Origin of the sequence: Methanocaldococcus jannaschii DSM 2661, from assembly GCF_000091665.1 — an archaeon.
In the GTDB taxonomy this organism is placed as follows: Archaea; AGJL01; Methanococci; order Methanococcales; family Methanocaldococcaceae; genus Methanocaldococcus; species Methanocaldococcus jannaschii.
In genome coordinates, this window is sequence record NC_000909.1 from 944561 (window position 1) to 961638 (window position 17078).

Genomic DNA, 17078 nt, shown 5'->3' on the forward strand with positions numbered 1-17078 from the left:
TAATTGTAACATTGTATATTGCTTAATAAAAATATTATTCCCAAATATAAAATTTCTTATCTTTAAATTTGGATTTAAAAAATATTAAAAAATTAGATTTATTCTTTTATCATATTTACAGCATTTAATCCAATCTTAGCAACATCTTCTGGTAATCCTACATAACCTGGAGCTAAATGCTCTGGTTTCTGCCCTTCTGTTAATACCCATGTTAAGAAATCTTTTATAGCTTTAGCTTTTTCTGGAGAGTAGTGCTTACCATTTTTGTTTTCCCAAACTAATAAGTGTGTGAATGCAACTATTGGATAGGCATTGTCTCCAGGGGCATCCAACATCTGCTTTAAATCCTCTTTGTATCCTTCTGTTGGGTTTGGAATACTTGCCTTAACTGCTGAAACTGCTGCTTTTATTGTTTCATCTGTTGGTTTAACAAATTTACCATTTTTGTTTTCTAATGCTGCAACTGGAAGTTTTTGTTCTATTGCATATGAAAGCTCAGTATATGCAACTGTATAAGGCGTTGATTTCACTATTGCTACAACACCTGGATTTCCTTTTCCAGCGACTCCCCTGCCTATATTATCAGTTGGCCAATTAACAGTTTTTCCAGCTCCAACTTTTTCAGCCCATTCCTTACTAATTAAGCTTAGATATGTTGTAAATATGGCGGTTGTTCCACTTGCGTCACTTCTATGAACAACGATAATCTTCTCATGTGGGAGTTTATCAGCAATTTCTGGGTTTATTTTTTTAATTCTTTCATCGTCCCAGTATTCAATCTTACCTAAGAATATATCAGCTAAAACATCCCTACTCAATTTTAAAGTTTTATCTCCAATTTCTGGGATGTTGTAGGTTACAACCACAGCACCAACAATTTCTGGGAATTGTAATGGTTGGTCTCCTGTTGATAAGAATTTCTTCCACATGCTTTCTTTAACTGGAGGGTCAGTTCTTCCAATATCAGTTAAACCTTTTGCAAATGCCTCTTGCCCGTATCCTGAACCTCCTCCCTCATACTCAATCTTGACATTAGGATGGGTTTTTTGATAATCTTCAATCCATTTCTGGATTTGGTATTTTGGGAATGTTGCCCCTGTAGTCCTAATTATTATGGTACTTGGTTTTTCATTATTTGACGGTTGAGAATTACCTCCACCAACACATCCAGCTATTGAAATTACTGGGACTATTAAACACAGCCCCAATATTAATGCCAATATTTTTTTCACAGCATCACCTTTTGTAGGTTGTGTGGTGTCATTCAAAACTTTTTTAATGATTTAAGGTATAGATGAACGCCTTCTAAAAGAAGGCGTTCAAAATTTTCATTAGTAGATTTTGTTATTTTTGAATGACACCATAATTTACAATAGATTGTAAGATACATAAAGGTATATAAAGTTTTCTATTTTGAATTAAAGTTCATATTTTATGAACATTCAATTTTAATAGTTAAAAACTCAATATAAAAAGTAAAACACTTCTTTGTGAAACCATGGAATTCTCAGAATGGACAAAAAATAAAAGAAAGTTAAATAATTTAGAAGAATTAAAAAGAGACATCATAGAACAATTTAAAGAAAAAAATGCCTTAGATGAAGGCATTGTAGTTATGGCGAGTGGTGGAAAAGATAGCTCAACAGCAATTGCCTTAGCTAAGGACTTAGGATTAAATATAGAGTATTTAATACACTTCTATCATAGATGGAGTTGGGATGTATCAAAAAAAATGGTTGAAAAGCTCTCTAAGAAGTTTGATATCCCAGTGATATTTTACAATATTACAGACGAACTTTTAAAGAGAACTAAGGGGGCTAAGGGTAGTAGTATCTGCAGAATATGTAAAAATATTATGAAGGATAAAGCCGTTGATATATCCAAAGAAAAAGGAATTAGAATAATTATGACTGGAGATTCTGCTCTTGAAAAAGTCTCTGGAGCGGTTATGAACTATCTGAGAGATGTTTATGGAGAGGTTGTATATAACAAAATGGAACTCACTCCAGTCCCACAAAAATATAGCAAAGGAAAAGATAAAGAAGTTTTATTCTTTAGACCTTTGATAAGATTAGCTTGTGAGGATGTTTTAAAGCTAATGGATTACTATAATATAGAGATAGAGAGGGCTCATGAGGTAGGTGATAAAATTGGATTTTGGAGGGAAGGATGCTGTTTGCAGTATGCTGATGAAAACGCCCTATTAAATGAGAAACTCTTTAATGAACTCTACAAATATAACAAAATAGCCACTGAAGTAGCAAAAAAACATGGGTTTAGGGCTTCTATAAAACTACCTTCAAAAAAGATTATGGTAGTGCCCAAAAAAGATGAATATATTACTTTAATCAAAAACGCTCTGAGGGATGTAGATGAAAGTTAAGGTTTATAGAGTTGGTGGAATTACAGGAATTTTTTTGATATTTCTAATTTTATTGCTATTGATAATTTTGGCAATAGTTGCTTTACCAATATTTTTAATTCTAATGGCAATATTTGGAGGATATATTTTATTAAAATATAAGATAAAATCATTTTTTAGGAAAGTTTGGTATAATATAAGAAAGAAGAAGATAAAGATTGAGGATACATCAACAAATGGTGAGGTAAAAATAAATTTTGCTAAAAGAATAGAAATTGAAGATGGCAAAATAGAAACAAACAATATAAACACTTTATTGGATTATTTAGATGAAAATACAAAATCTTTTGCTTACTATTTAAAAAATATAGGAGCTGAGTTTAGAGATGACGGCATTTACTTTAAAGGATACAAAATATATCCAATATTCAAAAAATCTTATCCAATAAATGAAATTATAAGCCTAAGATATCCAGAAAACATTGATGCTGTGGTTTTAGGATTAAAAGGAGAACCTTATGATCCAAAATTTTTATATTTGATTCCAAAAGAGTTTTTAAAGGATAGGATGAGCATCTCTGAACTAAAAAGGTTTGAAATTGGAGACATGGTACTCAAATAATAATGATTATAAATTTATCACAGCAACATCTTTAATATTTGGAATCTCTTTTATTTTTTCAATAACTTCCTCAGGGACTGTATGGTCTAAGTTTAATAGCATTACACTTTCTCCTCCAGGCTCTTTTCTTCCTACTTGCATACTTGCAATATTTATTCCATAATCACCCAATGTTATGCACACCCTACCAATTGTGCCAGGTCTATCAATATGTTTAATAATTGCTAAAACTCCCTCTGGAATGAAGCTAACTTCATATCCATCAACTTCTAAGATAACTGGTTTATTGTTTATTATTGCCCCAACTATTGAGAATTTTTTCTTATCACTTTCAGCAGTTATTTTTATAGCATTTCCATATTTCTCTTCAGAGGTTGAGCTTTCAACCACATTGATATTTCTATTTTTTGCTATAATAGGGGCATTAACCAAATTGATTCCAGCCAATAATATTGGTGACAAAAGCCCTTTTAAGAAAGCTCTTTTTATTAAATCAGTTTTTTCTTTGGCTAATTCTCCTGAATATATAAGTTCAACCCTATTAACAGAACCATCTAATACCTGCATAACAATGTTTCCAAGCATCTCTGCCAACAACATGTATGGTTTTAGTTTTCCTAACTTTTCTTGGGGAATATTGGGCATATTTACAACATTTTCAGCTAACTCTCCTCTCAAAACCTTCTTTATCTGCTCTGCCACAATAGTTCCAGCTGCTTTCTGTGCCTCTTCAGTTGAAGCTCCTTGGTGTGGAGTTCCTATAACATTATCTAACGTTAATAATGGATTGTCCTTAGGTGGCTCTTCCTCAAACACATCCAAGGCTGCTGCTCTAATTTTACCCTCTTTTAATGCTTCATATAAAGCCTTTTCATCAATAAGTCCTCCTCTTGCACAATTAACAATTATGGCATTCTTTTTCATTAGGGCTATTTGTTCTCTACCAATAATATGTCTTGTTTTTGGTGTTAATGGAACATGCAGAGTTATAAAATCAGCCCTCTTACATAGCTCATTTATATCATCAACCAACTCAACTCCCATACTTTCAGCAACTTCCTTTGGGATGTAAGGGTCGTAACCAATTATGTTCATTCCAAATGCCTTAGCTCTCTTAACAACTTGCTGTCCTATCCTTCCCAAACCAATAACTCCAAGTGTTTTTCCATACAATTCAATACCTTTAAATCTCTTTCTATCCCATTCTCCTCTTTTTAATGATGCTGTTGCTTGAGGAATGTTTCTTGCAGCAGCAAGCATTAATCCCATAGTTAGCTCAGCTACAGAGATTGATGAAGCATCAGGGGCATTAACTACTATAATCCCTTTTTCTGTTGCTGCTTCAACGTCTATGTTATCCACTCCAACTCCAGCTCTACCAATAACCTTTAATTTTTCAGCCTTCTCAATAACATCCCTTGTGACCTTTGTCCCACTTCTAACAACTAAAACATCTGCATCTTTAATTTTTTCTAACAATTCTTCTTTTGTTAATCCAGTAGCTACTTCAACCTCTCCAACTTCCTCTAATATCTTTATTGCATCTTCATGCAATGGGTCTGTAACTAATATCTTAACCATGTCTATTCACCATTTCATCAATTATTAACAACCATAAATTATAAAATGCATAATGTCCTCTAAAAGCAGTAGATAGATGATTATCCCAATCATATATATATGTGATAGTTTATAGGTATTTTGGTGAAATATATGGAGGCAGTGTTAATCTTAGAGGACGGAACAATTTTAAAAGGAAAAGGTTTTGGAGCAGAGAAAGAGGTTTTTGGAGAATTAGTTTTTACAACAGTTATGACTGGTTATGTTGAAGTTTTAACAGACCCTTCATATAAAGGGCAAATAGTTATGATGACTTATCCATTAGAAGGGAATTATGGAGTTAAAAAGGATTGGTTTGAGTCAGATGGGATAAAGGCAGAGGGTTTTGTTGTTAGAGAGGTAACAAGTAAAGCTTTAGATGACTTTTTAAAGGAGTATGATATCCCAGGAATTCAAGATATTGATACAAGATTCTTAACAAGAAAGATTAGGGATAAAGGAGTTGTTAAAAGCTGTTTAAAGGTTGCTGAAGAAATAAGTGATGATGAAATATCTGAATTATTGGAGAGAGTTAAAAGATACAGTGATATATCAGATATTGATTTAGTTCCTTTAGTTTCAACAAAAGAACCAAAAATTCATAAAACAGCTAACCCAAAGGCAAGATGTGTTTTAATTGATTGTGGAGTTAAATTGAATATTATAAGAAGTTTAGTTCAAAGAAACTGTGAAGTTATTCAAGTCCCATACAACACAAAGTATGATGAAATCTTAGAATACAAACCAGATTTTGTTTTAATCTCCAATGGCCCAGGAGACCCAGCAAGATTAAAAGAAGTTATTAAAAATATTAAAAACTTAATTGGTGTTGTCCCAATAACAGGAATTTGTTTAGGTAATCAACTTTTATCCTTAGCATTTGGTGGAGAAACATACAAGATGAAGTTTGGGCATAGGGGAGGAAACCAGCCAGTTAAAGATTTAAAAACACAAAAAGTTTATATAACCTCCCAAAACCATGGATTTGCTGTTAGAAAGGAGAGCTTACCAGATGATGTAGAAGTTAGCTTTATAAATCTAAACGATATGACTGTTGAAGGTATTAGGCATAAGGATTTACCAATATTCTCAGTTCAATTCCACCCAGAGGCAAGACCAGGACCTCATGACACAATGTTTTTATTCGATGAGATGATTAAGCTGAAGGATAGGAAATAAACTTCTAAAAAATATTTTTATTTTATTGCCTTGAAGGTTAATTTAATTTTAAATTTAAATTATTTTAATTAAATTAAAAACAAGTTTTATCTAAATGGGGAGAGATATGGACTTCGAAGAGCTAAATTCTCTACAAGGGATTCCAAAAATGATTTATGATGAACTAATTAAAAATAAAAAGGTAAATACTTTTTTAAAAATGTCAAATATCATGGCTGTTGGTAGATTAGGCTACAATGACCATGGAAAAACACACGCTAAGATAGTGGCAAACAATGCAATAAAGATGCTAAAAATTTTATATAAAAAAGGGATAGAGCCAAGTTTTGTAAAAGACTGCAAAGGCAGTTTTGAAGATTCTTTAGTTATAACTCTTTTGGGAGCTTATTTGCATGATATTGGAAATTCAGTGCATAGAGATATTCATCACTTACATTCAGCATATTTGGCTTTGGATATAGTTGAAAACATATTAAAAAAGTATTATAAAGAAGAGAAAGCTTATCAGATGACTACTGAGGTTTTACACGCTATTTATTCTCACAGTGAAGGAATTATGGGATTAACGATTGAAGCTGGAGTTATTGCCGTTGCAGATGGAACAGATATGACAAAGGGAAGGTCAAGAATTCCAATCTGTAAAAAATGCTATGATATACATTCAGTTTCAGCGGCTTCAATTGAAAGAGTTGAAATAAAGGAGGGCGATGAGAAGCCAATACAAATTGAGGTAATACTATCAAATGAAGCTGGGATATTCCAAATCCAAGAGGTTTTAGGAGAGAAAATAAAATGGAGTGGAATAAAAAATTATGTCTCTGTATATGCAAGAGTTGAAAAAGAAAAACCTGTATTTGAAGAAATTACAATTTAAAAATTTTATAGTGTCTTTCAAAAATTCTTAAAATAATAAGACACTAATTATACGCTTCTTCTTTTTGATTTTTTTCTTCATACCTCAGATTTTCTAAATATTTTGAAAACTCTTCTAAATTCGAAGTACCTATTTTTGATAATGCTTCATTGATTATTATAACCCTTAATTCATTCTCAAGTGTTTTAAGTTTATCATTTAGCTCTTCTATTTCCTTATTGATGTTCCATCTCACAGATTCAAGATCTTCTGTATCAATTTTTTCAACTGCCTCTAACATTTTAACGATTTTCATGAAAACTGGGATGTTTGTAAATTTACTTAATCTTGGCAGTATTGATTTTATAATATCAGCATCTCTTTTGAGATGTTTTAAATTTACATCCAAATTTTCAAAATCTTCAAGGATATTTTCTAAATAACTAATTTCATCTTTTGTTTTTATATATTCCCTTAATAGATCTCTTAGTCTTTCTTTCTCTTTAAAATTTTTATCTTTTAATAATATTAGCTCAGCTACTCTCTCAATCTCCATTAACTATTCACCATTAATTGTTGTTAAGAAAACTCCAATGTTTTAGCTCGGAGGGGATTTAGGAAGGTGAATAAGCAAGCATAATTTTTATATATTCGATTTAGTGTATAATTTTTATTTGAGGGCTGTCTGACCCAGCCCGATGAGCTGAACCTGCCCTGTGACCTACCGGCGACGGTAGGGAGAAGGGTGTTCCCCGTGGGAACCTCCGAGCTTTAGCTCGGAGAGGAGGTCAGCTTTTAACATTTCTTATATTTACTAAAGCTCCATGCTTTGCCTTTTTCATTTCAAAACCACTCATCAAAGCTCTTCCAATCCCTAAAAATGTATCATCTTTAATTAAGACGACTTCATCATTATAGGAAATATTTTCATTGCAATCAACAAATCCGGGAGGAAAGAGAGAACCTTTTTTAATTTCATAATTTACTTCAATATAGTTGATGTCTTTTCCCCCACTGTTCCACAACAACTCTCCCCCACTTAAGGTTAAGATAAGCAAACCATTTTTTGGATTTATTGATGCTATTTGTTGATTTTTATTGTTAATTTTTGTAAATATTTGCCCCTTATGATTTATAAATATTTCGTTTGGTATAAAGTTTATGCCAAATTGAAACTCTGCAAGTTGCTGAATATTATGAATTCTTTGTCCCTTTTTATTTATATCTTTACTTTTTGTTAGTTCTTTATACTTTTTTAGTGTGTCAGTTAAATTTTTTAAAGCTTCTTCTGATGTTGGATTTCCTTTTGATGTAATAACAATATCATCCAACTCCAAAATCTCAAGGTAGTGTTCTGGAAGATGAGCTATAACAATATAATCATCAAATTTCTCCTTAACCTTCTTTAAGAAGTTTTTTAAACAGTTGTTTATAAGCTCTATCTCTTCAAAACTCCATTCTCCAGTTACTGGAATGTCATAATTGACTAACCTTTCCAAAGCTCTCGGCACTAATCCGTAGGGAGATGTTAATATAACTTCCTCAACAACAACTTTTGCAGATTTTATCGCCTTTATAAATTTTTGGTGAGATTGGGAAATTGAGTAGGGCTTTTTTGATGAGCAAGGTAATAAAACTATAATGTTTGAATACGGCTCATAGTTATCTAATCTTTCCAAATATTTTTTAACCTCTGGAATATTAATGTTGGTTGTTACAATAATCTTATTTTCTTTTGATAACGGGATGTTTCTTAAATCTGGCTCATATCTTCTATAATTTGCCCACAAATATGGATGAGATACAGCTGTTTCTTCAACAACATTTCTTAGAAATCCATTTTTTATAGCTATCCTAACTTCTTCTAAGATTTCCTCATAAACTTTTTTATTGTTATTATATAATTCCTCAAAACTAAAGCTATCTACCTTTACAGCCCTATTTTTTGTAAATTTGTAGCCCATTGATGCATATAACTTAGCTAATGAGTCATCAAAGTAATCAACGCCTATATAAGCCAATAGTGGAATTTCCCAAGGAAATACAGCTGGGGAGTAAATAGCTGAGTTTGGAGATATTTTTTCTCTAATTTTTGGTATTATTTGAAGTTCTTTTCTTTCTATCAACCTTCTACCATCTGCTATGATATATAAATCAGCATCTTCCAATTCAATTAAATCAACGTGCTTACCAAAGTTTAGTATTTGATATTTAAATACATTACCCTTATATTTAACAGTTCCAATAAAAGATTTTTTAAATATTGAGGTTAGTTCTCTAAATGTATCAAAAGGCATCTTTATGCCATCAGCTTTAACATAGGACTTTCGCAGTTCATATATGGATTTGGAATTTGGACACCTAAAAGGTGTCATTATACCATAAAAAATTTTTTCCTGCGAAAGTCCTATGACATCAATGTCAATTAGCTTAGGGGTTAGTTCTTTATCTTCCTCTTTGCACAGTCTTCCAATATCATAGGCAATTGGTTCGAGCATTTTATCACATCAACAACTTTAATTTTAAAACTCAAAAGAATATTAATAATCACCATTAATAAAATTAATGTTGGGAGATTATGAAACCAAAAATTAAGGTAGAGAACTTAACAAAATACTTTGGAGATAAAAAGGTTTTGGATGAGATTTCTTTTGAAGTTTATGAAGGGGAGATTTTTGGATTATTGGGGCATAATGGAGCTGGAAAAACAACTACTTTAAGAATATTGGCAGGGATTATTGAGGAATATACTGGCTATGTAGAAGTTAATGGAAAAATTGGTTATTTGCCAGAGGAGAGGGGACTTTATAGGGATGAGAAAGTTGTAGATGTATTAAAGTTTTTTGGTGAATTGGCTGGGATGAAAAAAGAAGAGATTGCCAAAAGTATTGATTACTGGTTAAATAAACTAAAAATTAGTAATTACAAATACTCAAAAATTAAAGAACTATCTAAAGGAAATCAGCAAAAAGTTCAATTTATTGTTTCAGTTATTCATAATCCAGATATTGTTATTTTAGATGAGCCGTTTTCTGGGTTGGATGTTGTTAATGTTAGACTACTGAGAGATATAATATTTGAGCTAAAGGAAGAAGGAAAAACAATAATACTATCAACTCATCAATTAGAAAAGATAGAGAGGTTGTGTGATAGAGTTTTAATCTTAAAGAAAGGGAAAGCAGTTCATTATGGAAAGATTGAAGATATCTGTAGAAAAATGGCATACATTGAGTATTTAGATAACGGAAAGTTAATAAAGAAAGAGATTCCTTATGAAGAGGCTGTTTTAATTTTAAAAGAAAAGGCAGAAGATGTAATTAAATTTGAGGTTAGATATTCATTGGAAGATCTATTTTTAGATGAATAGTGGTGATATAATGAAACTCAATATCAAAAAAATTTTAACTATTGGAAAAAGAGAAGTTCTCAGCAATATAAAAAGGAAACAGTTTTTAATAGCTACTATTATAGGGCCTTTAATTATAATTGCCTTAGCGATAATTGGAAGTTTTATGATGTTTGACATTAAGGAGATAAAAGTTGGCTATGTTGATGAATTTGGCTTAGGTATTCCAAATAAAGTTGTAGAAAATAACTTTGGAAAAAATACAACCATATATTTTATAAAATATGAAAACATTGAAAAAGGCAAAGAGGATGTTTTAAATAAAAGCATAGATGCTTTAATAGTTATTCCAAAAGATTACTTAGATTCTGGAAAAATAATACTTTACTCAACAACAAAATCACCAAATCCTATAATTACAGATACTCTAAATAAATTCCTATTAAAAAAGCTTTTAAAAGGTAAGGTTGATAATAAAACATACAATAGAGTTATAAATCCTATGAATCTTGAAATTTATTCTGTATCTAAAAAAGGATTTGAAAAAGAGACGTTTTTATCTCAATTATTGCCAATTGGATTTGTTTTCTTGTTGTATATGGCTATCTCTTCACTATCAGGAATTATTGTCTCATCAATTATTGAAGAGAAGCAAAATAGAATTATGGAGCTTTTGCTTTGCTATTCATCAGCTGAAAATCTAATGTTTGGTAAAATACTGGGAATTTCGGCTGTTGGTTTATTGCAAATAGGAATTTGGGTGTTGTTTGCTTTACCTATAATAATAACTTATGCAGTTAAAGTCTCTCTGTATTTAGCAATCTTTGCTTTGATTTATTTTGTATTAGGATACTTGTTTTATTCATCTCTACTATGCGGGTTGTCTTCCTTGTTTTCTCATCCAAAAGATGCATCTCAATTAATATCTCCAATAATAATCATCCAAATTATTCCAATAATGTTTATGAACACGATAATGGTTAATCCAAATCACTATATGGCTAAAATTCTTTCTTATGTTCCATTTACTGCTCCTTATGCAGTTGTTTTGAGAGCGAGTGTAACTCAGCTACCTTTAATAGAAATTGTATTATCAACAGCAATTATGATTGTTAGTATAGTAATATCCTTTATCTTATCAATTAAGCTGTTTAAAATTGGTGTTTTGCTGTATGAAGAAAATCTAACATTAAAAAGAGTTATAAAAATTATCTTTAAAAAATAATTATTTCTTGTTTTTCAAAATCTCTATTATCTCATCATCTACTGGTTTCATTGCTTTCCCAATTTTTCCAATATTCTCTATGCATTCTTTAAAGTCCTTTCCGACAATTCCATTTGTATATGGCACTTTGGAGAATAAAGATAAATATATAGCAAAGACACCAGAAGCTATCTTTAAAGCACAGCCAATTTTTCCTCCGTCACAAACGATTCCTGGAAGGTTTGCTGTAAAGCTTTTAATACTTTCTTCAATTCTATCAAATCCAAATATATAATAGGATAAACCAGAAACAGCTCCAATTCCTCCTCTATTTACACATCCACACATTGCTGAGATGTAGGATGAATGATATGCTGAATATATAGTTGTTAAAGCTGATAGAGTTATAGATTTTGTCAATTTCTCTTCATCATGCCCTTTTATTTCATCATAGGCGATTATTGGTAAAGTAGCTGTTAATCCCATATTTCCACTACCAGCAATAGCCATGGCTGGTTTATTGATACCTATCATTCTATTATAAACTGCTGAAACTGTTTTTTTAAGCATATGATTTAGAATTTCATCCTTTAAATCTAAGCTAATAAAATCTTCTGGAACTTCTGGCGTTGAGAGGTTTTTGTTAGTTTCTATTGTTTCTTTAATAATTTTAATAACTTCTTCAGGAATATCTTCAATATAATCAATGAAATCTTTAAGAGTTAGGCTTTTGTATGCATTTTTTAAATCATCAGATAGAGATTTTCCAGAATGACTCCCTTTTGTTTCTGCCTCATATACTTTATTAGCTTTTATAATTACTTTACAATAAACGTCTGAATCAATTACTTCTATTTTTAACTTATTTTCAATGAATTCTTCTAATTTCTCATCATATTTTATGTCTTTGAATACTTCAAGCTTATTCTCTTCCCTTCCTAACAAACCACCAACAACTGCTGGCAATATTCCAAATTTATTAGTGTTAGGAACACCAACTGAAAAGGCATTTTTAAAAGTTCCCTTATCTAAGATTAATTTAATCTCTTTTATTGAATACAAATCCTCTGGTTTTGCCTTAGCGACAGTATAACCAATTAATCCAACTTCTGTGCAACCTAACGCCTTAACTACCTCATTTTTTAAAATTTCAGTTATTAATTCATTTTTGTTCATAATAGACACCACATTTTATCTCTTTCCTAACTCTTCAACCATTAACAAAGCGCAGTAATCCCCACAAATTGAACATGCCTTTTCTTCTTTTGATGGAATTTCTTCTCTCATCTTTCTTGCCTTCTCCTTATCTATTGCTAATTCAAACTGCTTTTCCCAATCATGGTTTTTCCTTGCATAAGCCATCTCTGTCTCTTTTTCCCATGCTAATTTATTCCCTTTAGCAACATCAGCAGCTTGAGCAGCTATTTTAGTAGCTATAACTCCTTCTTTAACATCTTCTATTGTAGGCAATCTTAAATGCTCACTTGGAGTTACATAGCAGAGGAAATCAGCTCCATAATAGCCTGCTAAAGCTCCACCAATTGCAGCAGTTATATGGTCATAGCCAGGGGCTATATCTGTAACTATCGGCCCCAAAACGTAGAATGGAGCATTTTTACATAAACTTTTTTGCAATCTGATGTTTGTTTCTATGTAGTTTATAGGAATATGTCCTGGCCCTTCAACCATACATTGAACTCCTTTCTCCCTACATCTTTCAACCAACTCTCCTAAAGTAATGAGCTCTTCAATTTGAGCCCTATCTGTGTTATCTGCTAAGCAACCAGGTCTCATTCCATCTCCTAAGCTTATAGTTACATCATGCTCTTTAAGGATATCTAATAAATAATCAAAGTTTTTGTATAATGGGTTTTCTTCGTTGTGATATAAGATATAGGCGGTTAAAAATGCTCCTCCTCTACTTACAACTCCCATTATTCTTCCACTTCTCTTTAATCTCTCAACTGACTGTTTAGTTATACCACAATGTAAAGTCATAAAATCTACTCCTTCTTTAGCTTGCTTTTCAATAACCTTAAACATCAAATCTTCATTCATATCAATGACTCTTCCATACTTTTCTCTTGCCAATTTTCCAACTTCATATATTGGAACTGTCCCAATAGGGATTTTAACAGCATCCATTATCGCTTTTCTTATCTCTTCCAAATTACCTCCAGTGCTTAAATCCATTACTGCATCTGCCCCATATTTTTCAGCAATTTTTGCCTTTTTTATCTCCAATTCTATATCAACACAATCTGGAGACGTCCCAATGTTTGCATTTACTTTAGTTCTTAAACTCTGCCCAATTCCTACTGGATTTGTATCCCTATTAACATTCTTTAAAATAACTACATATCCTTTTGCTATAAGTTTTCTAAGCTTTTCAATATCAATTTTTTCTTTTTCAGCAACGATTTTCATCTCTTCAGTGATAATCCCATTTTTTGCATCATCCATTTGAGTCATAACAATCACCAGATTTGTAATAAAATAATAATGCATCTCGATAACTTTATTAAAACAAAACTATATAAAAGGTTAAGCTAATTATCATTATTAATTATGATAAATTATCTATTCATTACCTTAGTGAGTCATATACCTATTATCATGTTTATAATTGTTGGGTGTTGTTCATGAAGTATGAGGGAGAGATAGCTATAGGTCCAGTTCATCCTACAATGCTTGAACCACATAGGTTAAGATTGTTTATTGAAGATGAAATTATAAAAGAGGCTGAATTAGTAATTGGTGTTAATTATAGGGGAATTGAGCTTATCATGGAAGGATTGCCACCAGAAAAAATTAGTATATTATCTGAAAAGATTTGTGGTATTTGCTCACATATTCATGTATGGTGTAACGTTACAGTTACTGAGAGAGGATGTGATATAGAGGTTCCAGAGAGAGCTGAGTATATAAGGGCTATAGTTGAAGAGTTGGAGAGATTACATTCCCACATGTTGCTGTTTGGACATGCCTTTGAGGTTTTAGGCTTTGAAACAATGGCTTTCAGAGCTTTTATGATTAGAGAACCAATAATGCAAATATTGGGAGAGATTACTGGAGGGAGGGCTCAATACTCTTGCCCTATAATAGGAGGAATTAGGCCGAGATGTAATATAAAAGAGAGCAAGATTCCAGCTTTATTAGAGAGGTTGGAAAAGTTTGAAGAAAATTTAAAGAAATTATTGGAAAGAACCGTTAATGACCCAATGATTATGTCAAGGATTAAGGATGTTGGTGTTTTAGATAAAAAAACTGCTAAAAAACTCCATGCTCTTGGCCCAACAGCGAGAGGTTCTGGAATACATAGTGACATGAGAAAGATGGGACAAGTCCCTGTTTATGATAACTTTGAGTTTGAAGAGATTGTGTTTGATGATGGAGATGTATTTAGCAGATTGGCAGTTAGATTTTATGAGTGTTTTGAGAGCGTTAAAATCATTAGACAGGGTTTAAAGGACTTGCCAAATTTGGATAAAAGAATATATAACCCAAACTATGAATTAAAGGAGTTTAAACCAATAGATGTTTATAATGAAGCTCAAAGAGGGCAGGTTTATTATTCTTATGGTTTAGATGAAAATGGTAGAGTTAGACAGGTAAAAATTAGGACACCAACAGCAACCAACTTAGCTTGTATGGAAGCAATTCTGCCAGGACATCATGTTTCAGATGCTGAATTAATTATAGCAAGCTGTGACCCATGCTTTACTTGCACAGATAGGATGATTGTTGTTAAAGAAAATAAGATTTAAAGTTTAAAAATAGTTTAGTTAATTTCTATTTTGTTACATTATTTATTTTACTGATATTTATTGATAAATATAAATATGACAATTTTAAATTTTATATATCATTTTCAACATAAAAGCTTAATTTGCAAAATAAGTTTAATGGTGGGATTCATGGGAGATGAATTATTTAAAGAATTTAAAGAACATTCAGTTGCTGAATTTTTTAGGAAAAATAAACACATGCTTGGATACAGTGGAAAAATTAGAAGTTTAACAACTATAATCCATGAATTGGTTACAAACAGCTTAGATGCATGTGAAGAAGCCGGCATTTTGCCAGATATAAAAGTTGAGATTGAGAAGTTAGGAGCTGACCACTATAAAGTGGCAGTTGAAGACAACGGTCCTGGAATTCCTTTAGAATTCATCCCAAAGGTATTTGGAAAGATGTTAGCTGGTTCTAAGATGCATAGGTTTATTCAATCAAGAGGACAGCAGGGAATTGGGGCTGCTGGAGTTCTGCTATTTTCACAAATAACCACTGGAAAGCCGTTAAAAATTATAACATCAACTGGAGATGGCAATATCTATGAAGTTGAAGTAAAGATGAATGTTGAGAAAAACGAAGGAGAAATTGTATCAAAAAAAGTAAGAAAAGGAAAATGGAGAGGAACAAGAGTAGAGGGAGAGTTTAAAGAAGTTAGCTACAACAGAGGAGAGTTTGGACCTTTTGAATATTTGAGGAGAATAAGTTTAGCAACACCACACGCAAAAATTGTATTAAAAGACCCTTATGGAGAGGTTGTATTTGATAGGGTTGTTAATGAACTGCCTAAAAAACCAGAGGAGATGAAACCTCATCCTTATGGTTTAACTACCGATGAACTATTATATATTGCAAGAAAGACAAAATCAAAGAAAGTTTCTTCAATGCTCGTCTCTGAACTTTCAAGAGTTACAACAAAAAGAATTAAAGAGCTTATAAATTACATGCTTAGAGATTTAATATTAAAGAAATTTAAAGATAGTGTATTTTGGAACATGGTTGTTTCTTGCTATTTAAATATAGATATTGAGAGCTATCTAAATAAATTTAAAGATTATATTACCGATGATGAGATAGAAACCGTTAGAATGTTAATTAAAAACCTTCCAGAGAGCTTAGATGAATTAAAGAGATACGCTTTAAAGTATATAACAATGGAATATTTATTTAATAAGCTAAGTGAAGAGGAGATAAACAAGTTAAAGAACCACTTTAAGAAGATACCTGAAAACTTTATGGAATGGGCTGAAAAGAACTATTTATCAGCTACAGTTGTTGATGAATTAAACAAAAAAGTTAAAAATATAGTTAAAAATCCAGAAGAATTTATCGCTGAAATAAAAAATAAAGGACTAATATCTGATGAAGAACTAAAAAAATTTGAGGATGAAGTCAAAAGCATATTAAATAAAAATCCTAAGGAATTAACTTGGGATGAGGCGGAAATGATTGTTAATTGTCTTCAAAGTATGGAATTTATGGCTCCTCCAACAACAGGATTAAGACCTATTGGAGCAGAGAATATAGAAAAATCATTAAAAGAGCTTTTACAGCCAGATTTTGTTAAGGCAATTACGAGAAATCCAAAAACTTATAAAGGAGGAATTCCATTCGCTGTTGAAGTTGCTATTGCCTATGGAGGAAACGCTGGGAGGCAGGGAGACGAAGGAAGAAGAATGGAGATTATGAGATTTGCTAACCACGTTCCTTTGCTGTATGATGCCTCAGCCTGTGGTTTAACTAAGGCAGTTAAGAGTATAAATTGGAAGAGGTATGGGTTGAGAGGAGAAGATGCACCAATAACAGTGTTTGTTAATCTAATATCTACGTTTATCCCTTACACTTCAGCAGGAAAGCAGGCAGTTGCTTGTAGTGAAAATGAAAATGAAGAAATTTATAATGAAATTAGACATGCGTTGATGATTTGTGGTAGAGAATTAGAGAAATATTTATCAAGAATTAGAAGAGAGGCTGAAGAAGAGAAAAAGAGAAAGTATGTTATGAAGTATGCAAGAATATTTGCTGAGGCATTGGCTAATATATTAAATAAACCAGTTGATGAGATTGAAGAGAAAGTTGTTAAGTTGTTAGAATAAATTTTTATTTTCTTTTCTCTTTTTT

At 31.6% G+C, this 17078-nt stretch carries 14 protein-coding genes; 8 read left to right on the plus strand and 6 right to left on the minus strand.

The window, feature by feature from the left end:
* Window positions 1-98: 98 nt before the first annotated feature.
* Entirely contained in the window at window positions 99-1232 is a 1134-nt protein-coding gene (gene pstS, locus MJ_RS05455) for a phosphate ABC transporter substrate-binding protein PstS (protein ID WP_064496700.1), read from the minus strand.
* A 266-nt stretch (window positions 1233-1498) separates the two neighbouring features.
* Here pstS and MJ_RS05460 point away from each other — a divergent pair, with 266 nt between their 5' ends.
* The gene (locus MJ_RS05460) at window positions 1499-2383 is read left to right on the plus strand and encodes a 7-cyano-7-deazaguanine synthase (protein WP_010870529.1); all 885 of its coding nucleotides are present in this window, start codon (window positions 1499-1501) and stop codon (window positions 2381-2383) included.
* A complete protein-coding gene (locus tag MJ_RS05465; protein ID WP_010870530.1) occupies window positions 2373-2984 on the plus strand; it encodes a hypothetical protein in 612 nt (203 codons plus the stop codon). The genes MJ_RS05460 and MJ_RS05465 overlap by 11 nt, the downstream gene beginning before the upstream one ends.
* A 6-nt stretch (window positions 2985-2990) precedes the next feature.
* Here MJ_RS05465 and serA read toward each other — a convergent pair whose 3' ends face one another.
* Complete coding sequence (gene serA / locus MJ_RS05470) at window positions 2991-4565, minus strand: phosphoglycerate dehydrogenase (protein WP_010870531.1); 1575 nt, start codon at window positions 4563-4565, stop codon at window positions 2991-2993.
* Window positions 4566-4697: 132 nt separating this feature from the next.
* Between serA and carA the strand changes: the two genes are divergently transcribed.
* Window positions 4698-5762, plus strand: coding sequence for a glutamine-hydrolyzing carbamoyl-phosphate synthase small subunit (gene carA / locus MJ_RS05475; protein ID WP_010870532.1), 1065 nt, complete (start codon window positions 4698-4700; stop codon window positions 5760-5762).
* Window positions 5763-5868: 106 nt separating this feature from the next.
* On the plus strand, window positions 5869-6636 hold the full coding sequence (locus MJ_RS05480) for an HD domain-containing protein (RefSeq protein ID WP_064496701.1): 768 nt from the start codon (window positions 5869-5871) through the stop codon (window positions 6634-6636).
* 43 nt (window positions 6637-6679) lie between these two features.
* On the opposite strand, the gene MJ_RS05485 is transcribed toward MJ_RS05480, so the two are convergent.
* Window positions 6680-7171 carry a hypothetical protein gene (locus MJ_RS05485; RefSeq protein WP_010870534.1) on the minus strand — a complete coding sequence of 164 codons (492 nt, stop codon included), beginning with the start codon at window positions 7169-7171 and terminating at the stop codon, window positions 6680-6682.
* Window positions 7172-7403: 232 nt separating this feature from the next.
* On the minus strand, window positions 7404-9113 hold the full coding sequence (gene arcS, locus MJ_RS05490; protein ID WP_010870535.1) for an archaeosine synthase subunit alpha: 1710 nt from the start codon (window positions 9111-9113) through the stop codon (window positions 7404-7406).
* 80 nt (window positions 9114-9193) lie between these two features.
* On the opposite strand from arcS, the gene MJ_RS05495 reads away from it, so the two are divergent.
* Both MJ_RS05495 and MJ_RS05500 read left to right on the plus strand, forming a co-directional pair.
* On the plus strand, window positions 9194-9982 hold the full coding sequence (locus MJ_RS05495) for an ABC transporter ATP-binding protein (RefSeq protein WP_010870536.1): 789 nt from the start codon (window positions 9194-9196) through the stop codon (window positions 9980-9982).
* A gap of 10 nt (window positions 9983-9992) precedes the next feature.
* Window positions 9993-11186, plus strand: a complete 1194-nt coding sequence (locus MJ_RS05500; RefSeq protein ID WP_064496702.1) for an ABC transporter permease — start codon at window positions 9993-9995, stop codon at window positions 11184-11186.
* Here the strand turns inward: MJ_RS05500 and MJ_RS05505 are convergent, their stop codons facing one another.
* Window positions 11187-12341 (minus strand): L-serine ammonia-lyase, iron-sulfur-dependent, subunit alpha, encoded by a 1155-nt coding sequence (locus tag MJ_RS05505; protein ID WP_064496703.1) that lies wholly within the window; start codon window positions 12339-12341, stop codon window positions 11187-11189.
* A gap of 15 nt (window positions 12342-12356) precedes the next feature.
* Complete coding sequence (thiC, locus tag MJ_RS05510) at window positions 12357-13637, minus strand: phosphomethylpyrimidine synthase (RefSeq protein ID WP_010870539.1); 1281 nt, start codon at window positions 13635-13637, stop codon at window positions 12357-12359.
* 170 nt (window positions 13638-13807) lie between these two features.
* Between thiC and MJ_RS05515 the strand changes: the two genes are divergently transcribed.
* Complete coding sequence (locus tag MJ_RS05515; protein WP_064496704.1) at window positions 13808-14932, plus strand: hydrogenase large subunit; 1125 nt, start codon at window positions 13808-13810, stop codon at window positions 14930-14932.
* Window positions 14933-15082: 150 nt separating this feature from the next.
* Window positions 15083-17053: a DNA topoisomerase VI subunit B gene (locus MJ_RS05520; protein ID WP_064496705.1), complete on the plus strand. Its 1971-nt coding sequence runs from the start codon at window positions 15083-15085 to the stop codon at window positions 17051-17053.
* Window positions 17054-17078: the final 25 nt, after the last annotated feature.